At 59.8% G+C, this 19,440-nt stretch carries 24 protein-coding genes; 13 read left to right on the top strand and 11 right to left on the bottom strand.

Annotated elements, in window-relative coordinates; all coding sequences use genetic code 11:
- Window positions 1–14: 14 nt before the first annotated feature.
- Both ACXWUF_RS00950 and rpoE read right to left on the bottom strand, forming a co-directional pair.
- The gene (locus tag ACXWUF_RS00950) at window positions 15–542 is read right to left on the bottom strand and encodes an RseA family anti-sigma factor (RefSeq protein ID WP_458492771.1); all 528 of its coding nucleotides are present in this window, start codon (window positions 540–542) and stop codon (window positions 15–17) included.
- 10 nt (window positions 543–552) lie between these two features.
- Window positions 553–1,125 (bottom strand): RNA polymerase sigma factor RpoE, encoded by a 573-nt coding sequence (gene rpoE, locus ACXWUF_RS00945; RefSeq protein WP_458492770.1) that lies wholly within the window; start codon window positions 1,123–1,125, stop codon window positions 553–555.
- Between the two features lie 95 nt (window positions 1,126–1,220).
- Here rpoE and ACXWUF_RS00940 point away from each other — a divergent pair, with 95 nt between their 5' ends.
- Both ACXWUF_RS00940 and nadB read left to right on the top strand, forming a co-directional pair.
- On the top strand, window positions 1,221–1,421 hold the full coding sequence (locus tag ACXWUF_RS00940; protein ID WP_458492769.1) for a hypothetical protein: 201 nt from the start codon (window positions 1,221–1,223) through the stop codon (window positions 1,419–1,421).
- Window positions 1,422–1,588: 167 nt separating this feature from the next.
- Window positions 1,589–3,187 (top strand): L-aspartate oxidase, encoded by a 1,599-nt coding sequence (nadB, locus tag ACXWUF_RS00935; protein WP_458492768.1) that lies wholly within the window; start codon window positions 1,589–1,591, stop codon window positions 3,185–3,187.
- On the opposite strand, the gene amrS is transcribed toward nadB, so the two are convergent.
- A complete protein-coding gene (amrS, locus tag ACXWUF_RS00930; protein WP_458492767.1) occupies window positions 3,188–4,294 on the bottom strand; it encodes an AmmeMemoRadiSam system radical SAM enzyme in 1,107 nt (368 codons plus the stop codon).
- A gap of 284 nt (window positions 4,295–4,578) precedes the next feature.
- Between amrS and amrB the strand changes: the two genes are divergently transcribed.
- The 4 genes from amrB to ACXWUF_RS00910 are packed head-to-tail and all read left to right on the top strand — an operon-like array spanning window position 4,579 to window position 6,513.
- The gene (gene amrB / locus ACXWUF_RS00925) at window positions 4,579–5,364 is read left to right on the top strand and encodes an AmmeMemoRadiSam system protein B (RefSeq protein ID WP_458492766.1); all 786 of its coding nucleotides are present in this window, start codon (window positions 4,579–4,581) and stop codon (window positions 5,362–5,364) included.
- Window positions 5,351–5,965: an AmmeMemoRadiSam system protein A gene (amrA, locus tag ACXWUF_RS00920; RefSeq protein WP_458492765.1), complete on the top strand. Its 615-nt coding sequence runs from the start codon at window positions 5,351–5,353 to the stop codon at window positions 5,963–5,965. The genes amrB and amrA overlap by 14 nt, the downstream gene beginning before the upstream one ends.
- Window positions 5,962–6,234, top strand: a complete 273-nt coding sequence (locus ACXWUF_RS00915; protein ID WP_458492764.1) for a hypothetical protein — start codon at window positions 5,962–5,964, stop codon at window positions 6,232–6,234. The genes amrA and ACXWUF_RS00915 overlap by 4 nt, the downstream gene beginning before the upstream one ends.
- 15 nt (window positions 6,235–6,249) lie before the next feature.
- On the top strand, window positions 6,250–6,513 hold the full coding sequence (locus tag ACXWUF_RS00910) for a hypothetical protein (protein WP_458492763.1): 264 nt from the start codon (window positions 6,250–6,252) through the stop codon (window positions 6,511–6,513).
- 122 nt (window positions 6,514–6,635) lie between these two features.
- Here ACXWUF_RS00910 and ACXWUF_RS00905 read toward each other — a convergent pair whose 3' ends face one another.
- On the bottom strand, window positions 6,636–7,934 hold the full coding sequence (locus tag ACXWUF_RS00905) for a hypothetical protein (RefSeq protein ID WP_458492762.1): 1,299 nt from the start codon (window positions 7,932–7,934) through the stop codon (window positions 6,636–6,638).
- Window positions 7,935–8,301: 367 nt separating this feature from the next.
- Between ACXWUF_RS00905 and ACXWUF_RS00900 the strand changes: the two genes are divergently transcribed.
- From ACXWUF_RS00900 to recQ, 4 genes are all read left to right on the top strand, one after another.
- Window positions 8,302–8,787: a hypothetical protein gene (locus tag ACXWUF_RS00900; RefSeq protein ID WP_458492761.1), complete on the top strand. Its 486-nt coding sequence runs from the start codon at window positions 8,302–8,304 to the stop codon at window positions 8,785–8,787.
- Window positions 8,788–8,862: 75 nt separating this feature from the next.
- Window positions 8,863–9,174, top strand: a complete 312-nt coding sequence (gene ppnP, locus ACXWUF_RS00895) for a pyrimidine/purine nucleoside phosphorylase (protein WP_458492760.1) — start codon at window positions 8,863–8,865, stop codon at window positions 9,172–9,174.
- A 21-nt stretch (window positions 9,175–9,195) separates the two neighbouring features.
- Complete coding sequence (locus tag ACXWUF_RS00890) at window positions 9,196–9,726, top strand: N-acetyltransferase family protein (RefSeq protein ID WP_458492759.1); 531 nt, start codon at window positions 9,196–9,198, stop codon at window positions 9,724–9,726.
- Window positions 9,727–9,734: 8 nt separating this feature from the next.
- Window positions 9,735–11,882 carry a DNA helicase RecQ gene (gene recQ, locus ACXWUF_RS00885; RefSeq protein WP_458492758.1) on the top strand — a complete coding sequence of 716 codons (2,148 nt, stop codon included), beginning with the start codon at window positions 9,735–9,737 and terminating at the stop codon, window positions 11,880–11,882.
- 163 nt (window positions 11,883–12,045) lie between these two features.
- On the opposite strand, the gene siaD is transcribed toward recQ, so the two are convergent.
- The 7 genes from siaD to ACXWUF_RS00850 all read right to left on the bottom strand — a co-directional run bounded on the left by siaD (window position 12,046) and on the right by ACXWUF_RS00850 (window position 17,113).
- Window positions 12,046–12,840 carry a biofilm regulation diguanylate cyclase SiaD gene (siaD, locus tag ACXWUF_RS00880; protein WP_458492757.1) on the bottom strand — a complete coding sequence of 265 codons (795 nt, stop codon included), beginning with the start codon at window positions 12,838–12,840 and terminating at the stop codon, window positions 12,046–12,048.
- A gap of 1 nt (window position 12,841) precedes the next feature.
- Entirely contained in the window at window positions 12,842–13,234 is a 393-nt protein-coding gene (gene siaC, locus ACXWUF_RS00875; protein WP_458492756.1) for a biofilm regulation phosphoprotein SiaC, read from the bottom strand.
- A 13-nt stretch (window positions 13,235–13,247) separates the two neighbouring features.
- A complete protein-coding gene (gene siaB, locus ACXWUF_RS00870) occupies window positions 13,248–13,790 on the bottom strand; it encodes a biofilm regulation protein kinase SiaB (RefSeq protein ID WP_458492755.1) in 543 nt (180 codons plus the stop codon).
- 22 nt (window positions 13,791–13,812) lie between these two features.
- On the bottom strand, window positions 13,813–15,573 hold the full coding sequence (locus ACXWUF_RS00865) for a SpoIIE family protein phosphatase (RefSeq protein WP_458492754.1): 1,761 nt from the start codon (window positions 15,571–15,573) through the stop codon (window positions 13,813–13,815).
- Window positions 15,574–15,930: 357 nt separating this feature from the next.
- Window positions 15,931–16,386: a DUF1249 domain-containing protein gene (locus ACXWUF_RS00860; protein WP_458492753.1), complete on the bottom strand. Its 456-nt coding sequence runs from the start codon at window positions 16,384–16,386 to the stop codon at window positions 15,931–15,933.
- 16 nt (window positions 16,387–16,402) lie between these two features.
- Complete coding sequence (locus tag ACXWUF_RS00855; RefSeq protein ID WP_458492752.1) at window positions 16,403–16,807, bottom strand: 6-pyruvoyl trahydropterin synthase family protein; 405 nt, start codon at window positions 16,805–16,807, stop codon at window positions 16,403–16,405.
- A gap of 9 nt (window positions 16,808–16,816) precedes the next feature.
- Entirely contained in the window at window positions 16,817–17,113 is a 297-nt protein-coding gene (locus ACXWUF_RS00850) for a PilZ domain-containing protein (RefSeq protein ID WP_458492751.1), read from the bottom strand.
- A gap of 197 nt (window positions 17,114–17,310) precedes the next feature.
- Between ACXWUF_RS00850 and ACXWUF_RS00845 the strand changes: the two genes are divergently transcribed.
- From ACXWUF_RS00845 to ACXWUF_RS00835, 3 genes are read left to right on the top strand one after another with little or no spacing between them, the layout of a single operon-like run.
- Window positions 17,311–18,327, top strand: coding sequence for a tryptophan--tRNA ligase (locus ACXWUF_RS00845; protein WP_458492750.1), 1,017 nt, complete (start codon window positions 17,311–17,313; stop codon window positions 18,325–18,327).
- 24 nt (window positions 18,328–18,351) lie between these two features.
- Complete coding sequence (locus tag ACXWUF_RS00840) at window positions 18,352–18,831, top strand: hypothetical protein (RefSeq protein WP_458492749.1); 480 nt, start codon at window positions 18,352–18,354, stop codon at window positions 18,829–18,831.
- Window positions 18,828–19,226 (top strand): PIN domain-containing protein, encoded by a 399-nt coding sequence (locus tag ACXWUF_RS00835; RefSeq protein ID WP_458492748.1) that lies wholly within the window; start codon window positions 18,828–18,830, stop codon window positions 19,224–19,226. Before ACXWUF_RS00840 ends, ACXWUF_RS00835 begins: the two co-directional genes overlap by 4 nt.
- Window positions 19,227–19,440: the final 214 nt, after the last annotated feature.

Genomic DNA, 19,440 nt, shown 5'->3' with positions numbered 1-19,440 from the left:
CGTCGAATAAAGGCTTAGTGGGTTGAGTCGTTGCTGGCCAAGCGCACCGACGGCAACATGCCTTGTGCGCCAGCCAGATAGGCGGTCCCGTAATGGGCCACGAGATAGTCCTGGAATTCCGGTGCCATGGTCGCCTGGGTTGAAGATGGACCCATCAAATCGGCCATTGCCAGGAAATTGGAGCCATTCACGGGCGAGTATTCGTTGAAGGATTTCGCCACCAGCACCGCCACCAGCGCCAAAGACGCCGCCAGTGCCGTCGTCACCAGCCGTTCCCGTGTCTGCCGCTTACGGGGCAAGGCCGTGGGCGCCAGGATGGTCGGCTCGTCCGCCAAGGCCGCGTTAAGCCGATCCGCGAATCCATCATCCGCCATTAATATTTGGCCCGAACGCATGGCCGCGCTGATTCGCGAATAACGATTCCACTGTGCCCTGACGGCGGAATCTTTTTCGACCCGCTCGAACAACCTTAAAGATTCTTGCGAATCCAATTCGTCGTCGAGTAATAAACTCAGTTTTTCTTTCAGATTGTTTGCGGTCATGGAGTGCCCCCTAACCAAGTAAATGTTCAAGCTTTTTGTCGATGGCTTCACGCGCACGAAAAATCCTGGATCTCACCGTGCCCACCGGACAATTCATAACCTGGGCTATTTCGTCGTAACTCATACCCTCGAATTCCCGGAGGCTGATCGCCGTCCGTAATTCCTCGGGAAGTTCGTCCAACGCCGATTGAATCGCCTGCGCCAATTCCTCGGTGAGAAGAAGCCCCTCAGGGGTTTCCTGGTCTCTTAGATGTACCGCTGATTCAAATTGTTCCGCGTCCTCAATTTCTATTTCGTCATCTGACGGACGCCGGGCGCGCATCGCGAGGTGATTTTTCGCCGTATTGATCGCGATTCGGTACAGCCAAGTATAAAAAGCGCTCTCGCCACGGAAGCCCGGCAAGGCCCGGTAAGCCTTAATGAACGATTCCTGGGCAACGTCCAATGCCTCGTGGGGGTCTTTGATGTACCGATTGATAAGCTGGGCGATCTTATGCTGATACTTAAGGACGAGAATATCGAACGCTTTTTTGTCTCCCCGCTGTACGCGACGGACTAAATCCTCATCAAGTTGCTCTCCCATGACGGGAAGTCCTTCTTCTGTAAGGGGCGGCCCCGGATGACGGGGAGCGGTTTCCGGTCGCCCGTGAACAGCCGCGAATGTTTGGATTTTTTGGTATGTCCATCAACGATGAAACGCCCGACTCCGGCATCCAGGCGCTCGGCTCAAGGCCCGGTCCACCATGGGGCATTATCGTTGTTTGGAAAGCGCTGTTCAATGAGTGGTCCCGCCTAGCGTCCGGCTTTATCGAGCCTAACTATTGGCGATTTATTCACAATAATCGCTTTTACCCGGCCCCACCGGCCCAAGACCGTTAAACAACCATGGGCCTGTCATTGTATGCCAGTCATCGGCCAAGCGGCTGACCATAATCGGGCAATGGAGCGCCTCCCAAACACGAGCCTCATCCCGACACGGCCCGTTTTGTTTGAGGCCAACCCGTTTTACAGTACGATGACAACACACTCACCACCGGCCTCCACCCATGTCATCCACCCTTCACGACGTTCTGGTCATCGGCAGCGGCGCCTCTGGCCTCAGCTTGGCGCTACGTTTGGCCGACCATGCGCGGATCGCCGTCATTTCCAAGACCGCCCTGACTGAAACCAACACGCTTTATGCGCAGGGCGGCATTTCGGCGGTGTTGGACGCGGGCGATTCCATCGAATCCCACATCCAGGACACGCTCATCGCCGGGGGCGGACTGTGCGACCCGGACATCGTGCGGCTGGTAGTGTCGCAGGGTAAGGCGTGCATCGACTGGCTGTTGGAGCGCGGCGTGCCCTTCACCGAGGTGGAATCGGAGAATGGCGGCCACCATTTGCACCTGACCCGCGAGGGCGGCCATTCCCACCGGCGGGTGGTCCACGCCGCCGACGCCACCGGGCGGGCCGTGGAAACTTCCCTTGAGCAGCACGCCCGCGCCCATCCCAACATCGAGATTTTCGAGCATCACAACGCGGTCGATCTCATCACGGCCACAAAGCTGGGCCTGCCGGAACAGCGGGTGTTGGGTGCCTACGTGCTGGACTCGCAGACCCACAAGGTGAAGACCTTCCGCGCCCGCTTCGTCGTGGTGGCGTCCGGCGGAGCCAGCAAGGTTTACCTCTACACCAGCAACCCGGACATCGCCACCGGCGACGGCATCGCCATGGCGTGGCGGGCGGGTGCCCAGGTCGCCAACATGGAATTCATCCAATTCCATCCCACCTGCCTTTATCACCCCCACGCCAGCTCCTTCCTGATTTCCGAAGCGGTGCGCGGCGAAGGTGGCCGCTTGACCCTGCGCGATGGCTCCCCCTTCATGCCGCGCTTCGATCCACGCGGCGAACTGGCCCCCCGCGACATCGTGGCCCGCGCCATCGACCACGAAATGAAGCGGCTGGGCGCGGATTGCGTGTTCCTGGACATTTCCCACAAGCCCGAGGATTTCATCAAGAGCCACTTCCCCACCATTCACGCCCGCTGCCTGGAATACAACATCGACATCACCCGCGAACCGATCCCGGTGGTGCCCGCCGCCCATTACACCTGCGGCGGCATCCTCACCGACAGCCACGCCCGCACCACCCTTCCTGGTCTGTACGCCGCCGGTGAAGCGGCCTGCACGGGCCTGCACGGAGCCAACCGCATGGCGAGTAATTCACTGCTGGAATGCTTGGTATTCGCCAAGCAAGCCGCCGACGATATTTTGGCGGGACTGGCCGATAGCCCGATTCCGCCGGAACTGCCGGAGTGGGACGAATCGCAAGTGACCGATTCGGACGAGGAAGTGGTGGTTTCCCACAACTGGGATGAAATCCGCCGCTTCATGTGGGACTACGTGGGCATCGTCCGCACCAACAAGCGCCTGGAGCGGGCTTTGCGGCGGGTGGAATTGTTGAAGCAGGAAATCGCCGATTATTACGGCCATTTCCGCGTCACCAGCGATTTGCTGGAATTGCGGAATCTGGTCATCGTGGCGGAACTGATTATCCGCTCGGCGCTGTTGCGGAAGGAAAGCCGGGGGCTGCATTTCACGCTGGATTATCTGGGCTTGGATGAAACGCAGCCGCCGCGCAATACGGTGCTTGGGCCGGATTAGCTAGCCGACGGCCACTGCCCGATTCATACTCACCGGCACCCGCTTCGCCCCCCACGCTCCCGCCCGCGCCTCGAATACCCCGGCGCAGCGCGTGCCGCACTGGTTGCACGCGCCCTCCGGCGTCAGGTTCCAGTCGGATAGCTGATACCAATCCCGCCCGATCAAAAGCTGTCCGCAGTGATGGCAATACGTGCTGTCGCCCGCCTTGTTATGCACATTCCCCACGTAGGCATAACGGACGCCGTTGCGCATGGCAATCTCCCGCGCCCGGAGCAGCGTTTCCGCCGGGGTGCGGGGCTTGTCCTGCATTTTCCAATCGGGGTGGAAAGCCGAGAAATGCAGCGGCACATCCGGTCCCAGCTTGTCCGCCACCCACGCGGTCAGGGCGTCCAACTCGGCGTCCGAATCGTTCTCGCCGGGAATCAGCAGCGTGGTGATTTCCAGCCACACCGGGGTTTCGTGCTTGATGTATTGCAGGGTTTCCAAGACCGGCTGCAAATGCCCGCCGCAAACCGTGTGGTAGAACTGGTCGGTGAACGCCTTGAGGTCGATATTCGCCGCGTCCATGTGCTGATAGAACTCGACGCGGGGTTCGGCACACATATAACCCGCCGACACGGCCACGGATTTGATGCCGAGCTTCCGGCACGCCTTCGCCACATCAATCGCGTATTCATGGAAGATAACGGGATCGTTGTAGGTGTAGGCCACGCTACGGCAGCCCAATTGCTGCGCGGCGAGGGCAATGGACGCGGGGTCGGCTTGGTCCAGCAACGAATCCATTTCGCGGGACTTGCTGATGTCCCAGTTCTGGCAGAACTTGCAGGCCAGGTTGCAGCCCGCCGTGCCGAACGAAAAAATCGGCGTGCCGGGCAGAAAATGGTTCAGCGGCTTCTTTTCAATCGGGTCGATGCAGAATCCGCTGGACCGGCCATAGGACAGCAGCACGATCCTCCCGCCCACATTCCCGCGCACGAAGCACAAGCCCCGCTGGCCTTCGTGCAGCTTGCAGAATCTCGGACATATGGTGCATTCAGTGCGGCCATCGTCCAAGGCACGCCAATAGGTGGTGGGAAACCCTTCTGTGGAATCAAGGTTCGGGTTCATAATTCACCTGTACTCACTGGATTGAAACAGCAGGACTTACGCAAGGTGGTGTTGCCTCTGCCGTTCGCCCTGAGGTGTCGAAGGGTGAAGGCAGAGGCAACCGACCGTTCATGCTTCGATACCTCAACACGAACGGTCGGTTGCGTCGGTCCTGAACAGGATTCAAGCAACGCTGCGTTCCTGCCTCGATACTTAATCTAAGGGAATAACATGGGCTTTAATGCCCCCATGCGAACGGAAAGCCGCCAGCTTAGGCTGGCCCGATTTGAACACGGTAATTCATCATGAACACCATACGCCCTCCGGCGGTCGCCGGACTTTTCTATCCCAAGGACAGCCACGAATTGCGGACCATGGTTCAAGGCTTTCTGCGGCAGGCGGCCAGCACTGGTCAGCCGCCCAAAGCCATCATCGCGCCGCACGCCGGGTATGTCTATTCCGGCCCCGTGGCGGCCAGCGCCTATGCCCTGCTGGCGTCCGCCAAGAAGGTCATCCGCAAAGTGGTGTTGATGGGTCCATCCCACCGGGTGGGGTTCCGGGGCATCGCCTTCGCCAGCGCCGATTATTACGGGAGTCCTTTGGGGAATGTGCCTATAGACCGCGAGGCGCTGGGGAAGATTTCCGATTTGCCCTACGTGGGGTTGTTGGATCAGGCCCACGCCCAGGAGCATAGCCTGGAAGTCCACTTACCCTTCTTACAGGAAGTGTTGGGCGAGTTCGACTTGATTCCGCTGGTGGCGGGCGACGCCACGCCCGAGCAAGTGGGCACGGTGCTGGATCGGCTGTGGGGTGGCCCGGAAACCTTGATCGTCATCAGTTCCGACCTGAGCCATTACCACGACTACGCCACCGCCCAGCGCATGGACCAGGCCACCAGCGCGGCCATCGAGCAACTACGCCCGGAGGACATCGGCTACGAATCGGCCTGTGGCCGGGTGCCGGTGAATGGCTTGTTGCGGCTGGCCCAGCGGCGGGGCTTGGCGGCCCGCACCGTCGATCTCCGCAATTCCGGCGACACCGCCGGCGGCAAGGATAAAGTCGTGGGGTATGGCTCTTATGTCTTCGAATAACCCTAATGGCGGGCTAAGCTCCGAACAGGGCCGCTTGCTCCTTGACCTGTCCCGGCAGTCGATACGCCACGGTCTGGCCCATCGCCACCCACTGCCAGTCGATTTGGACGGGTACGCGCCGGAACTCCGCATCGAACGGGCCACTTTCGTCACCCTGAACTTGCATGGGCAACTACGGGGCTGCATCGGCAGCCTGCAAGCCCACCGGCCCTTGGTGGTGGATGTCAGCCACAATGCCTATGCCGCCGCGTTCCAAGACCCGCGCTTCCCGCCGGTCAGCGATGGCGAGTGCGACCGGCTCGAACTGCATATTTCCCTGCTGACATCGCCCGAGCCTTTCCCCGTCGCTTCCGAAGCCGATTTGCTGGCACAGATGGTGCAGTTCGAGGATGGCTTGATATTGGCCGACGGCCACCGGCGCGGCACCTTCCTCCCGGCGGTGTGGGAATCGCTGCCCGATCCGGCGCAGTTCTTGGCCCATCTCAAAATGAAGGCGGGCCTACCGGCGAATCACTGGTCGGATACTGTGCGGGTCTGGCGTTACCGCGCCGAAGTCATCGGCGAGGATGGCGAGACCCATCACGGAGGCAGACCGTCATGATTGGGAATTGGCTGGCCTTGATGCTGGGCGCGGGCTACCTGGTGGTCATGTCGCACGCCGCCGGATTCAGGTCGGCGGTCGCGGTCGGTGTTCCCATCGCGGTGCTGATCGCCGTGATTTGGCGGGCGGAGTCGCTGGGCGCTTATATCGGCTGGGCGGGCTGGGCGTCCGTCTCCCAGAACACCCCGGCCTTCCTGCTGCGGTTCTTCGCCTGGGCGATGCTGGCCTTGCCCGCCGCGATTCTGCTGGCAAGCTTGCTGTGGAAATGACGACGGCGGCCCCCCATGATTCCAAGAAAAGCGCCCACCTACGACGAAGCCTGCGCCACCGCGAAACTGCTGCGCCAAGCCCTCCAGGCCATTGAGGCGGCGGAAACGGTCGAGGATTTGAAGCTTTCCGAGCGGGCCAAGCTCCGCGCCGCCAAGGATGCCTTGGACGAGGCGCTGCTGCGGATTGCCATCGGTTTGCTGGAGAGGGAAATGGACGCCCTGGAACAGGTGGAATGGCGACCGTATTGGCGGGATACGCGGGTGCTTTCGGCGGATTAGAACGGCGGCAAAGGCCGACTCGGTTTTCAAAACCGAGTCGGCCTACAAGGCCACCCAAACGAAAAGGCCCGGCGCTCATCGCGTCGGGCCTTTTTCAATTCAGCGAATCGAAGCGGTCGGGCTTAATAGCCTTCCTTTTCGATCAAATAACGCTGCACCGCCGACTCATAGACTTCGGTGGAAATCTTCACGCCGTAGATCACCGTCTGGCAGTGTTCCTCGACAATGATGCTGAGCAGCCGGAAGGCGTTGCGCGGGGTCAACTGGCGGACGATGAACTGGGCCTTGCTCTCGCCATCCTCCTCAAACACATCGGACAACTGGATGGGCGGACTGCCGGGCTTGCGGCCCACGTTCATGCGCTTCTCGATGAGCCGGATCATGTTGTCGGGGGACCAACTGATGGACGAGATCGTCTTGATGCGGTCGCTGCGGTAATACTTCTTGAGGTCGTGCAACTCGTAGGGCAGGAATAGGATGATGCCCAAGTGGTCGATCTGGAAAAGCTGGTCGTCGAGGATGGGCGTCACCAGTTCGCGCATCTTTTCCGGGTCACCCTTGATGCTGGTGGGTTCGTCCACCCGGTCCACCAAGAGATAAACGCCCGCCAGCCCGAAGTACAGCACCAGCTCCATGAAGCTCTTGAGCAGGGTGAAGCGGTTCTCGGTGGTGCGCGGAATGCCGTGGAACTCGAACAGGCCCGGCCCGATTTCCTGAATGATCTTGAAGGTGCCCTCCAGCGAGACGGGCACGCCCCGGATGTTGCGGTAAATCTCCGCCGCCAGCGCCTTGGATTGATTCTTGGTGAAGAAATTGCTGCGCTTCTTGTTGTCGGCGATTTCCAGCAAGCGCCGCAGGGCCGTGACCTTGCCGGACAAATCGCTGGGCGAATAATAAAGCGCCATCAACAGGATGAATTTTTCGGCGATTTCCCGGTTGTCCTTGAGCATGTCCTCCTTCTGCGCCTCACGGATGGCGTCGTACAGCGCCTCGATGCACAGCTTGAGGATGTAGTCGAGGTGGTCGTCCAGCGTGAGCTTGCCCTCGCGGGGCAGCAGTTCTTCCTTTTTGCGCTTGATAATCCGGGTCAGCGCGGACTTGCCCATGGCGTATTCCATCGGCAGCCGCCGCGCCCTCGACACTTCCGCCAGTAATTCGTTGAATTCCACATAAGGAATCGCCAGCACCTTGTCCCGGTATTCATTAAGATACCGCTCGGTGTCGATCCGCATGGAGGATTTGCCAGCGCCGCGAATCGCGAAAATCACATAGGGACTGGGCTTTTCAATATGTAGCAACACCGACCGTAACGAGGTGTTCTCCACCATGGCGGTTTGCAGATAAGGATCACGGTCAGCGTCGAAGATTACGAAGGGATTGTGTTCAAACTGCCAGACCTGCAGCCACTCTTTGATTTCCATGAAGCTCTCGATGGTTTCTTATGGGTCGGGTTCTTGGTATGGATCGCTGGGATTGCAACTCGAATGCCCGTTTAAGGACTAGCTCCAAGGCCTATCATTCCCCGATGGTCCGGTCGCTGCCGCTGGCGAACTATAGCACAGTTCTATTTTACCCCACCTGCCGGGGCGGTCGGAATTACGGCAACTCCCGCACGGTGGCGTAACAATTCCTACGCGGTTCAGGCCAACGCCCACGCCACTGGATTACCCGAGCAATCCACTAAACATTTAATAAAAACAAGCACAAACCTCACCTGGGTGCTTGAACCACCAGCGGAACACGGCTACCCTTCCGCCTCGCCGAATCACCCACGCCCCCTATCGAACCATGGCCGATCCAGACTCCAAAGAACCCCCTGTTCCCCCCTCTCCACACGCGGATGCGGTGCCCGCCGTCGAGCCGAGCTGGAAGCCGCTGCTCTGGTTCGGTGGCGGACTGGCCATCATCATCGGCCTGGGCGAAGTGTTTTTCGACCTGCTCCTAGAAGTGCTGGAAATGTTCGGCGAAGCGATATTTTTCGCCGTCGAAGGCAGCGAGGAGCTACTCGAAGACAAAATAGAGGAATGGTTCGAACTCGACCCCTACCACGCCGAAATCGTCACGGCCTGGACCATGTCGCCGGTCAAGCTGTTCCTGGCCTTCCTGGCTCTGCGCTGGCTCTGGCGGCACAGTCACAGCAAGCTCTTCCCCAAAATCCGGGCTTATCTCCACCGTCAATACACCGCCGTCCGCTTGGCCTGGCAAGCTTTGGCGTGGTACTACAAAATTCCGCTGGTCGTGGTCGTTTTGGGGATTCTCGTCATTCTTATCTGACCAGGGAGAATCCGTTTCCTGACGGCGCACGCCCCGTATAATGGTTTCCTTTCGCAGCTTAACAAGAGGAAACCCATGTCCCAATTCGATCAGGTCAGCGTCGTCAAGAAAGCCAATGTCTACTTCGACGGCAAGTGCGTCAGCCACACCGTCCTGTTCGCCGACGGCACCCGCAAGACCATCGGCGTCATTTTCCCCTCCGCCCTGACCTTCAACACCGGCGCACCGGAAATCATGGAAATCGTCGGCGGCGTCTGCCGTGTGCGCCTGGACGGCGAAGGCGAGTGGAAGAGCTACGGCGCGGGCGAATCCTTCCAGGTGCCCGGCGATAGCAAGTTCGACATCGAAACCGTGGAATTCCTGGATTACGTCTGCCATTTCGGCTAGCCCGCCCGCCGCGCCAGTCCGATGTCCATCCTCATCCGCCCCGCCGAACCCCGCGATGTGGACGGCATGGTCGCCCTGCTGAAATCCCTATTCGGAATCGAGGCGGATTTTGCCTTCGACGAGTCACGGCAACGGGCGGGCCTGCGTTTGCTTCTGCAACGCGGGAACGGCCATGTGCTGGTGGCCGAGCGCGAAGGCCGGGTGGTGGGCATGGGTTCGGTCCAGACCGTCGTTTCCACGGCGGAAGGCGGTCTATCCGGTTGGGTGGAGGACGTGGTGGTGGCGGAGGATTGTCAGGGCCAGGGCATTGGCCGGCGCTTGCTGGAACGGCTGGAAGGCTGGGCCATCGACCACGGGGTGAGCCGGTTGCAACTGCTGGCCGACCGGAATAACGACGCGGCCTTGCGCTTTTATGAGCGGATGGGATGGGGCGGCACGGCCTTGGTGGCGTTGCGGAAACATCCGGGGCGGCTGATTCACCCCATCGCCCCCGAACAAGCCCTAGCCGAAGTCGAGCGTTTGAAAGCACTCCTGGCCAAAAAGGAAAACTGATTCCCACCATGCCCCCCAGCCCCCTGCAAATTCTCCGCACCACCTTCGGCTACCAAGGTTTCCGTGGCCCGCAGGCCGACATCGTTGAACACCTCGTGGGCGGCGGCGACGCCCTGGTGCTGATGCCCACCGGCGGCGGCAAATCGCTGTGCTACCAGATTCCCTCGCTGGTCCGGCCCGGCACCGGGGTGGTGGTGTCGCCCCTCATCGCGCTGATGCAGGATCAAGTGGAAGCGCTGCGGCAACTGGGCGTCAACGCCGCCTTCCTCAACTCCACGCTGGGGCTGGAAGATCAACGCCGGGTGGAGCGGCAATTCCTGGACGGCTCGCTGGACCTGCTATACGTCGCGCCGGAGCGGCTGACCACCGAGCGCTTCCTCGCCACCCTGGGGCAGGCGCAAGTGAGCCTGTTCGCCATCGACGAGGCCCATTGCGTCTCCCAATGGGGCCACGACTTCCGCGCCGATTACTGGCAGCTCTCCCTGCTGCACGAGCGCTTCCCCCACATCCCGCGCATCGCCCTGACCGCCACCGCCGACGAGCGCACCCGCCAGGAGATCATCGTCCGGCTGGGGCTGGAAGAGGCGCAGGTGTTTTGCAGCGGCTTCGACCGCCCCAACATCCGCTACACCATCGGCCTGAAGCAGAACCCCAAAGCCCAATTGCTGCATTTCCTCCGGGCCGAGCATCCCGGCGAGGCGGGCATCGTCTATTGCCTATCCCGCAAGAAAGTCGAGGACACGGCGGAATTCCTGAGCGGCCAGGGTTTGACCGCCCTCCCCTATCATGCGGGGCTATCCGCCGAGCTACGCCAGCACAACCAGCGGCGCTTCCTGATGGAAGACGGGGTGGTCGTGGTCGCCACGATTGCTTTTGGGATGGGCATCGACAAACCCAACGTCCGCTTCGTCGTCCACCTGGACCTGCCCAAAAGCCTGGAAGCCTACTATCAGGAAACGGGCCGCGCCGGACGCGACGGGCAGCCGTCCGACGCCTGGATGGTCTACGGCCTGCAAGACATCATCATGCTGCGCAAGATGGTGGAGGACTCCGAGGCCGACGAACTGCACAAGCGGGTGGAGCGCCACAAGCTGGAATCCATGCTGGGCTTCTGCGAAGTGACCTCCTGCCGTCGGCAAACCCTGCTCCGCTATTTCGGCGAGGAACTGCCCGAACCCTGCGGCAACTGCGACACCTGCCTGTCGCCGCCCGTGACCTGGGACGGCACCGACGCCGCCCGCAAGGCGCTGTCCTGCGTCTACCGCACCAGCCAGCGGTTCGGTGCCCATCATGTAGTCGATGTGCTGCTGGGCCGGGACAATGAGCGCATCCAGCGGTTCGGCCACAACCACCTCAGCACCTTTGGGCTGGGCAAGGAACTGGACGAGAAGCAATGGCTGTCGGTGTTCCGGCAGCTCATCACCCTGGGCTATCTGATGGTGGACCACGAGGCGTACAACGCCCTCAAGCTCACCGAAGCCTGCCGCCCGGTGCTGCGTGGCGAGGCGCAGGTGCGGCTGCGGCGCGACGAGGAGAAGAAGGCGTCCCGCCGCGACACCTCTGCTAACGCCACCAGCAACACCAGCCTGGCCGACCCGGACAACTACCGGCTGTGGGAAGCCCTGCGTGCCCTGCGCAAGCGGCTGGCGGAGGAGCAAAACGTGCCGCCCTACGTGATCTTCCACGACTCGGTGTTGCTGGACATGGTGCAGAAGCGACCGATGGGACTCCCGGAATTGGGCCGCTTGTCCGGCATCGGCGAGCGCAAGCTGGAGCGCTACGGGGCGGACTTCCTGGCGGTGATCCGGGAACACGGCGCCGCGCCCGCGCCCAGAGCCGCCATGAACGACACCGTGGGCGAAACCCTTGCGCTGTTCCGGCTGGGGATGAACGTCGAGCAAATCGCCGCGCAACGGGAACTCAAAGCGTCCACGATTTACGGGCATCTGGCGGTCGCCATCGAAAACGGCAAGGTGGAATTGCGCGACGTGGCGACGCTGAGCGCGAAGCAATCGGCGGAGATCAAGACCGCTTGGGAAGCCTTGACGGAAGAGGAGCGGCGCGGCATGAAAGCGCTGTTCGACGCGCTGGGCGGGCGCTATGAATACGGGGTGTTGCGCTGCGTGACGGCGGATTGGAACCGCCGGGCGGGCTAGGCGCACACCGCGAGAAGCTTGCTATTCCTGTTGATTTCTCCGTGCGCCGTAACGATGAATCGCAAACCTACGGTCCTGAAATTTGAAATTGTAGGTCGGGCTTTAGCCTGACCTTATCTCCGCGCCTGCCCCAGCGTCGGGCTAAAGCCCGACCTACATCCGCTCAATGCGCCACCCACTTATCCTTGCCGCTGCGCTTGGCCTCCAGCAAAGCGGCGTCGGCCCGCTTGATCGTGTCGAAATAGCTTTCGCCCGCCCGATGCTCGGTGAAGCCGATGCTGACCGTCACCGGCAACAGCTTGTCGCCCATGGGGATGGTCAGCTTGCGCACGTCGACCAGCATCCGCTCGACCGCCGCCTGGGCGGACTCGGCGTTGGTGTCCACCAGCAGGGCGAGAAACTCCTCGCCGCCCCAGCGCCCGCATAAATCAACCCCGCGCAGGCCGCTTTTCAGGATTTGCGCGAGGCCGACCAGCACTTGATCGCCGCCGTCGTGACCGTGTTCGTCGTTGATCTGCTTGAAGCGGTCGGCATCGATCAAGGCCACCACATAGGGAAGCCCGAGGCGCATGGCCCGCTCGTCCTCCTGCTTCAGCCGCTCGATGATGAGCCGCCGGTTGCCCAGCCCGGTGAGCGGGTCGTGGGTGGAGGCTTCCTTCAGGGCGATGTTCAGGTCTTGCAGCATGAGTTGGTAGCGGTCGGAGATGCGGGTGATTTTCTCGATCTGCCGCAACTGCCGGTTATACCGCTCCGACATCGACCGGGCTTTCTCCTGAGCGATGTTTTGATAACGGTCGGAGATTTTGGTAATCCGCTCCAGCTTCGCCAGTTGATCACGGGTATTATTCCATAGCTGAAATAATGCCTCGCGCAATGGATGCCCCAGGTATTGCTCGTCCGCCAATAACGCCTCAATGGTTTTTTCGAGAGGGTCGTCGCCGTGCGAATGGGGCAGCATCTTATTCACCGAAGGAAAGGATTTCGAAGGGGAAGGTATAATCCTCTTTGAATTCCTCCGCCAATTTCGCCACCCGATGGTTCCGGTAGTCGTAAAGCCATTTTAAACCCACCTCGCAGCCCTGACCATGGGCGGCTTTCAGCAGATCGAGAATATCTATCATAGCCCGGATACTGCTGGTATTTAGGTATATCAGACAAAGCTCGATACTTAATGGGCGCTGGGCAGAGTCTAGATATTTCTCCACCCAGTTGATAACTTGATCGAAAATCTCAAAGGTGTTTTCCGGGTAGGAATCCCCCTTCATGGTCAGCACGCCGACCTCCCAATTGGCCGTGATTTCGGGCGTGGATTGCGTGCCGGGAATGGCTAGGTTGATTGCTTCGCTGCTCATGATCGGATGCCAGTTAAATGACCGCACGCAGGCTGAAAAAGGCCCGTCCTTCGCCCAGGTCGTCCAAGGTGGCCTCAAGAGGGGCGCTGGACTTGCGGGCCATCTCGATCAAGCCCAGCCCGGCGCCAGTGCTGGACTCGGACTCGCGGGGCTTGCGCAGTTGCTCCTTGTACGCCGCCTTGAGCTGGGGCTTATCCAGGCCAGCCAGCGCCTCAACTCGGGCCACCAAGTTTAGACCATCGGTCATTTCCACCATGTTGCCGGCGGACACCGTGTAGTGGCCGCTATCGTCGCTGGCGATGACCACCGTCGCCGAGGACTCCATGTCATCATATCCCCGGCTGCCCGCATAATGGCGGATGTTCTGACTCATTTCGATATACACGCTGAACACATCCATGGCCGCCGAGGCATGGGCCTCCGTGGATTGCAGGTAACTCCTAAGCGCGTTGCCGATTTCCTCGATCAAACTGCGGGAAATGGGACCATTGAAGCAGATAAGTATATGCTCGCCATTGAAGCGTTCTCGCAACGCATAAAGACTATTGGGTTTCATAAGCTTTGGCTGTCGCTGTCGGTCAATTAAAACGGAAAGACAAAATCGTTATATCGTCGCGCTGCGCCAGCCCGCCTTGATACTGGGCCAATATCCCAGAAAACGCCGCGCCCTGCTCGGGCAAGGCATGACCCGCATGGTCGCGCAACATGGCGGCGAAACGGCTGTCGCCAAACCCGAAACCATGCTCACCGCCCGCCTGGTCGAGAAAGCCATCCGTGGTCAAATAATACGTCCGGCCTTTCAACAATGGCATTTCATGGTCCTGGTAACGGCCGGGCTTCCGGTCGGCCAGGGCGCGGCGCTCGCCCTTCACCTCCTCGACGGACTCGCCATCGCTCCAATACAGCGCGATTTTGGCCCCGGCGAAGCGCAGCAAGCCCGCTTCGCGGTCCACGTAAACCAGCCCGGCGTCGGTGCTGGTGGCGATGGCGCGGGACAAATGGGCGTCCGCCAGCATGGCCCGCATGACCTCGTCGGTCTTGGTCAGCACCGCCGCCGGGGACGCGATGCCGACTTGCTGAATGGCGCGGTCCACGCCCGCCCGCGCCAGCATGGTCATCATGGCGCCGGGGACGCCATGCCCGGCGCAATCGGCGATGCCAATCAAATACCGGCCCTGGTCGTCACTGTGGAACACATAGAAATCGCCGCCCACCTGGTCCCGTGGCTGCCACAGCACGAAATGGTCGGCGGCGAAGGCTTGCATCAATTGCCGCTCCGGCAGGATGGTGCGCTGCAACAGCCCGGCGTAATTGATGGAATCGTCGATCTGCTTATGGGCGGCCCGCATCTGCCGGTTGGCCGAGTCCGCCTCCTTGAGCGCGCTGCGCATCCGCCGCAGCACCGCGTTGAACGCCTCGGCCAAAAGCCCCACCTCGTCACGGGAATATACCGACAATTCCTGGCCGGGACGATCATCGAGGATTTGCTCGGACTCCTCCGCCAGCAGCGTCAGGGGCCGGACGATGCGCCGCGCCATGATTTGGTAGGACGCCGTGGCGGACAGGCCCAGCAGAATGATTAACAGAATGGTGAGGTCGAGGAACTGGTCCTGGAGCCGGATGGCGGCTTTGACCAGCCGGTCGGTGCGGGCGTCGAGCAGGTCGTAGGCGGCGCTGAGGGGGCGCATGATCTTGGCTTTGGCCAAGTGATACGCCCCGTCGTGCATGAGGCGGCGGGCCAATTGGGGATCGGGCTTGCCCTGGACCGAGAACTCGCCCAGCGGGTCCATGAACACGCCCTTGATTGCATTCATGGCGGCTTTCTCGATGCTGGCCAACTCATTGGAATTGGCCTCGGACTCTTTGAGCTTGCCCAGCTCCCCCGCCGTGAAGCCCAGTTGCTCCATGCGCTTGGCGAGCGGCACCGCCGTCGTCGGCGCGTCGGCCCGAAACGCCGAGTCCACGGCGGCGATGTCCCAGTAGATCGCCTCATATCGTTCCGGTCGAGGCTGGGTGCCGTTGCGGATGGCAAGGGCATCCCAATACAGCCCTTCCCATTTGGGTTCGCCCGTCACCACATAGGTCCGGGCGAACCGGGTCAGATCGTCCGAGCTTTGCCGCAATTCGTCCACCAGCAGATAAGAGCGGTAGCGAATCGCGTTGGTGCGGTCCAAGCCCTTGGAGGCGTCCATCAGCAACAACGAACTGACCATGAGCGCGACCAGCACCATGCCATTGAACAGCGCCATCAGCGCAAAAACCCGCTGAATCGACAGGGTTCGACCCGCATTCTGCTCGGCCTCGCTAAGCGTCCGAAATTTCCCCGATTGGATGTTCACAACCCTCGCCATTATTTTAAATTCGGGTTAGCGGATGCCGAAGAATCAGGAAATCGCCTGTAATAATGGATTCCGCATAGCCAGCCAATACTTGTCTCGCGTTTCAGCCGCCCTGTCAATAATCATGGCCTTGCCCAAAAACGCACGCTTAAAAGACGAAACCCATCAAAAAAGATGCATTTATGGTGGCCCGGCCATACCCGTAATCACCATACCGTTTATCGGGTCACGATGGATTATCATTCAATCTGCGGCATGTGCCCCCTTACCCAAGGCGCTGTAAAAAGAAAGGGCCGGATTTGATTTTCCATGAGGAAACAATCCGGCCCTCGTTTTGGCATCGAATTGCCTATCGGGTCACGCGCAAACCGCCTGCCCAGCCCTAGCGCCTTCGAAGCGGTATGCGCTGGACAGGCAGTGATCCAGCCAACGCGCCAGGAAATAATTCAGGGTCCACTTGTAATCCAGCACGGCCCCCGCGCTGGTTTCATGGCGCAAGGCGTCCAGCACACTGGGCCGAGTGGCGTCGCTGAGCGCCTCGGCGGTCTTGGCGTCCAGGCAGACGCGGATTTTCACGGCGGGTTCCGCCAGCGCCTCGTAGCCGCCCGCGAAGTCATGGGTCAACTCCAAAGTCAGGGTATAGGGGGAGCGCTCCAATAGGCGCACATGCAGGGCCGGCTTGCCGTCGGCCAGGGCCGTGGCGGCATCGCCCATCTGGGAGAGGTCGGGAATTAAATCAGCGAGTTTGCGGTAATTGGCCTCGCAGACTTTGTGCAGCCAAAAGGCCTTCTCGGCGGGATAAAAAGCACTCATCGAATGAATGGGATGGTCAAGGTTCGCTGTAGGTGGCGTAGGCGCTGGCGGTTTCCCACAAGGCCACGGATTGGACGTTGAGTCCACGACTTTTGACATGGGCGAAGATCATTTTCGCCAGAAGCTCCGCCGTGGGATGCTCCTCCAGCAGCGTGAAGCGCTCGCCCGCCGCCGCGAGGGTCGGCACCAAGGGATCGTTCCGGTGCAGCAGCAAATTATGATCCAGTTCCGCGTCGATGTAGGCCGCCGCCACGGCGGTGATGTCGGCGAAGTCGCAGACCATGCCCTGTTCGTTCAGGGTCGGCGCGGCCACGGTGATGGACGCCTTGACGCTGTGGCCGTGCAGATGGCGGCATTTGCCGGCGTGCGCCATCAGGCGGTGGCCGTAGCAGAAATAAATCTCTTTGGTGATGGTGAACATGATCCTGCGTTATTCGCTTTTGATGCCCTGAATCGCGCCCGCGATCCGGTAATCGCCATTCTCGCCCGGCTCGCAACGGACCACCTCGATGTAGGCGGTCAGGGGCGGAATGATGTGATTTTCCGGGAACAGATTAAGCTCCGCCGCCTTGCCTATGGCCAGGGGCAAACCGCCCCGGAACGAGATGCCGGAGCCGCTGATGTTTAAGCAGCTCCCCTCGCAATAAGCGCCGCTCCCCGCCAAACGGTAGCGCACCGGGCCATCGGCCAGCACGCGGGCGAACTTGCGCTTTTCGTCGTATTCCACCTCAATCCTCCTATGTTTCGGGCCGGTCCATTTTAGCAGCAAAGGGTGCCAAGCCACGCCCGGCAAGGGTTTGGCAGGAGTTCCGGTTTATGTCATATTGCGCAACTTTCCGCCGGGTGGCCCCTCCCTCCCCATGCGGAGGGCCATCAAATAAACGGCCTCCGACGTTGCGACAACCTTTTCCCCCGATCATCCCAATGACCAACAAATCCATCGTCCTGACCGGCATCACCACCACCGGCACCCCGCACCTCGGCAACTACGTCGGCGCCATCCGCCCGGCCATCGAGGCCAGCCATCGCCACGACGTGCTGCCGTTCTATTTCCTGGCCGATTATCACGCCCTCATCAAATGCCAAGACCCGGAGCGGGTCCAGCGCTCCACCCTGGAAATCGCCGCCACCTGGCTGGCGCTCGGGCTGGACACGGCCAACGCGGTGTTCTACCGCCAATCGGACGTGCCGGAAATCGCCGAGCTGGCCTGGCTGCTCAGCTGCGTCACCGCCAAGGGCTTGATGAACCGCGCCCACGCTTACAAGGCCGCCGCGCAGGCCAACGAGGACTCCGGCGAATCCGACCCGGACAAGGGCGTGACCATGGGCCTGTTCAACTATCCGGTGCTGATGGCCGCCGACATCCTATTGTTCAACGCCCACAAGGTGCCGGTGGGCAAGGACCAGATTCAGCACATCGAAATGGCCCGCGACATCGCCGGGCGCTTCAACCATATTTATGGCGAGCATTTCCGGCTGCCGGAAGCGGTCATCAGCGAGGACACCGCCACCCTGCTCGGCATGGATGGCCGCAAGATGAGCAAGAGCTACGACAACATCATTCCGATGTTCCTGGCGGAGAAGCCGTTCCGCAAGCTCATCAACAAGATCAAGACCAACTCGCTGGAACCAGGCGTGCCGAAAGACCCGGACACCTGCACCTTGTTCAGCATTTATAAGGCGTTCGCCACCAAGGAAGAAACCGCCGCCATCCGCCGCCGCTACGAGGAAGGCATTGGCTGGGGTGAAATGAAGGGCGTGCTGTTCGAGTATCTGAACGAGCATTTGAAGGCGGCGCGGGAGCGTTATGACGCGCTGCTGGAATCGCCGGACAAAATCGAGGACGCCTTGCAGGAAGGCGCGGCCAAGGCCCGTGAGTTCAGTGCGCCGTTCATGAAGAAGATTCGGGGGAGCGTGGGGATTCGACCCTTGGGGCGTTAATTTGAGATTAAAGGAGTAATACTTATGTCGCACGCTCAATATTATCTAGGACGGGATTATGGCTGGGATATTGAGGTTTATGGACGGGATCAGCAGCTTGTTCTTGTCGGTGAAGTAAAAAGCAAAATCGGAGTATCACCTCAATGGGCTGCTCAGTTTCGCCGCAATATTTTGGCTCATGGCGTCTATCCAAATGCGCCATATTTGCTGATGGCTTTTCCTGACCGCTTTTATTTATGGAAAAATGCTGGTTTAAATCCAGGAGAGATTGAGCCAACTCATTCCATAGATGCGCGTCCTATTCTCGAACCTTATTTTAAGAGGGCGGGAATTTTGGGAAATCGGATTAGTGGCCAGAGCTTTGAACTGATTATCGCGTCTTGGTTAAGCGAAATTATTCACGCCTCACTAGGGTCACTAGATTCATCTCAACAATGGCTGATTGAATCAGGCTTATATGATGCTGTGGCGGGAGGTAGCCTTGACCATGGGGTTCCGGCGTGAATGTTTACGTTGAAACCAATTTTGTTTTGGAACTTGCATTTGCGCAGGAGCAATGGCAAAGCTGCGATAACATCCTAAGTGACGCCGAGTGCGGCAAGATTCGTCTTGTTCTTCCAAGTTACTGCTTGGCCGAGCCACTGGAAAAGCTCAAGCGCCAAGAAGCGAAACGGCGACAGTTACAGAACGACCTTAAAATCGAACTGAAACAACTCAAGAGAACCTCACCTTACGAGTCAAGAATCGATGGCATTCAAGATATAGCGGACCTTTTAGTGCAAAGCAGCGAAGAGGAAAGAAAGCGCTTTGCCAACTATCGTGATCGCTTGCTGAGTGCAGCGGAAGTCATCCCTCTTACTAGTAGACATGTTCCCTACCTAAGTTGGTGTTTTCAATGAGAGTTTAAAGTTCCAGAGGCCCGCTCCAATATAAATAAAGGTATCTAATAGACATGTTCCCTACCTAAGTTGGTGTTTTCAATGAGAGTTTAAAGTTCCAGAGGCCCGCTCCAATATAAATAAAGGTATCTAATAAATGTGTCAGATGATTTCTTGAGCGATGTACCAAACTATGAAGACATTTCATCCCGCCAATGGCGTGTTCGACGACAAC

The sequence above is a fragment of the Methylomagnum sp. genome (genome assembly GCF_054333355.1).
This window is presented reverse-complemented; position numbering and strand designations above follow the sequence as displayed.

Bases quoted from the DNA above. Each gene is read 5' to 3' on its own strand.
- ACXWUF_RS00860 (WP_458492753.1), bottom strand. From the start codon at position 16,386: ATGAGTGCTTTTTATCCCGCCGAGAAGGCCTTTTGGCTGCACAAAGTC.
- ACXWUF_RS00940 (WP_458492769.1), top strand. From the start codon at position 1,221: ATGTCCATCAACGATGAAACGCCCGACTCCGGCATCCAGGCGCTCGGC.
- siaC (WP_458492756.1), bottom strand. From the start codon at position 13,234: ATGAGCAGCGAAGCAATCAACCTAGCCATTCCCGGCACGCAATCCACG.
- ACXWUF_RS00890 (WP_458492759.1), top strand. From the start codon at position 9,196: ATGTCCATCCTCATCCGCCCCGCCGAACCCCGCGATGTGGACGGCATG.
- nadB (WP_458492768.1), top strand. From the start codon at position 1,589: ATGTCATCCACCCTTCACGACGTTCTGGTCATCGGCAGCGGCGCCTCT.
- ACXWUF_RS00840 (WP_458492749.1), top strand. From the start codon at position 18,352: ATGTCGCACGCTCAATATTATCTAGGACGGGATTATGGCTGGGATATT.
- ACXWUF_RS00845 (WP_458492750.1), top strand. From the start codon at position 17,311: ATGACCAACAAATCCATCGTCCTGACCGGCATCACCACCACCGGCACC.
- ACXWUF_RS00910 (WP_458492763.1), top strand. From the start codon at position 6,250: ATGATTCCAAGAAAAGCGCCCACCTACGACGAAGCCTGCGCCACCGCG.
- ACXWUF_RS00950 (WP_458492771.1), bottom strand. From the start codon at position 542: ATGACCGCAAACAATCTGAAAGAAAAACTGAGTTTATTACTCGACGAC.
- rpoE (WP_458492770.1), bottom strand. From the start codon at position 1,125: ATGGGAGAGCAACTTGATGAGGATTTAGTCCGTCGCGTACAGCGGGGA.
- ACXWUF_RS00855 (WP_458492752.1), bottom strand. From the start codon at position 16,807: ATGTTCACCATCACCAAAGAGATTTATTTCTGCTACGGCCACCGCCTG.
- ACXWUF_RS00905 (WP_458492762.1), bottom strand. From the start codon at position 7,934: ATGGAAATCAAAGAGTGGCTGCAGGTCTGGCAGTTTGAACACAATCCC.
- amrB (WP_458492766.1), top strand. From the start codon at position 4,579: ATGAACACCATACGCCCTCCGGCGGTCGCCGGACTTTTCTATCCCAAG.
- ppnP (WP_458492760.1), top strand. From the start codon at position 8,863: ATGTCCCAATTCGATCAGGTCAGCGTCGTCAAGAAAGCCAATGTCTAC.
- ACXWUF_RS00900 (WP_458492761.1), top strand. From the start codon at position 8,302: ATGGCCGATCCAGACTCCAAAGAACCCCCTGTTCCCCCCTCTCCACAC.
- siaD (WP_458492757.1), bottom strand. From the start codon at position 12,840: ATGCTGCCCCATTCGCACGGCGACGACCCTCTCGAAAAAACCATTGAG.
- amrS (WP_458492767.1), bottom strand. From the start codon at position 4,294: ATGAACCCGAACCTTGATTCCACAGAAGGGTTTCCCACCACCTATTGG.
- siaB (WP_458492755.1), bottom strand. From the start codon at position 13,790: ATGAAACCCAATAGTCTTTATGCGTTGCGAGAACGCTTCAATGGCGAG.
- ACXWUF_RS00915 (WP_458492764.1), top strand. From the start codon at position 5,962: ATGATTGGGAATTGGCTGGCCTTGATGCTGGGCGCGGGCTACCTGGTG.
- recQ (WP_458492758.1), top strand. From the start codon at position 9,735: ATGCCCCCCAGCCCCCTGCAAATTCTCCGCACCACCTTCGGCTACCAA.
- amrA (WP_458492765.1), top strand. From the start codon at position 5,351: ATGTCTTCGAATAACCCTAATGGCGGGCTAAGCTCCGAACAGGGCCGC.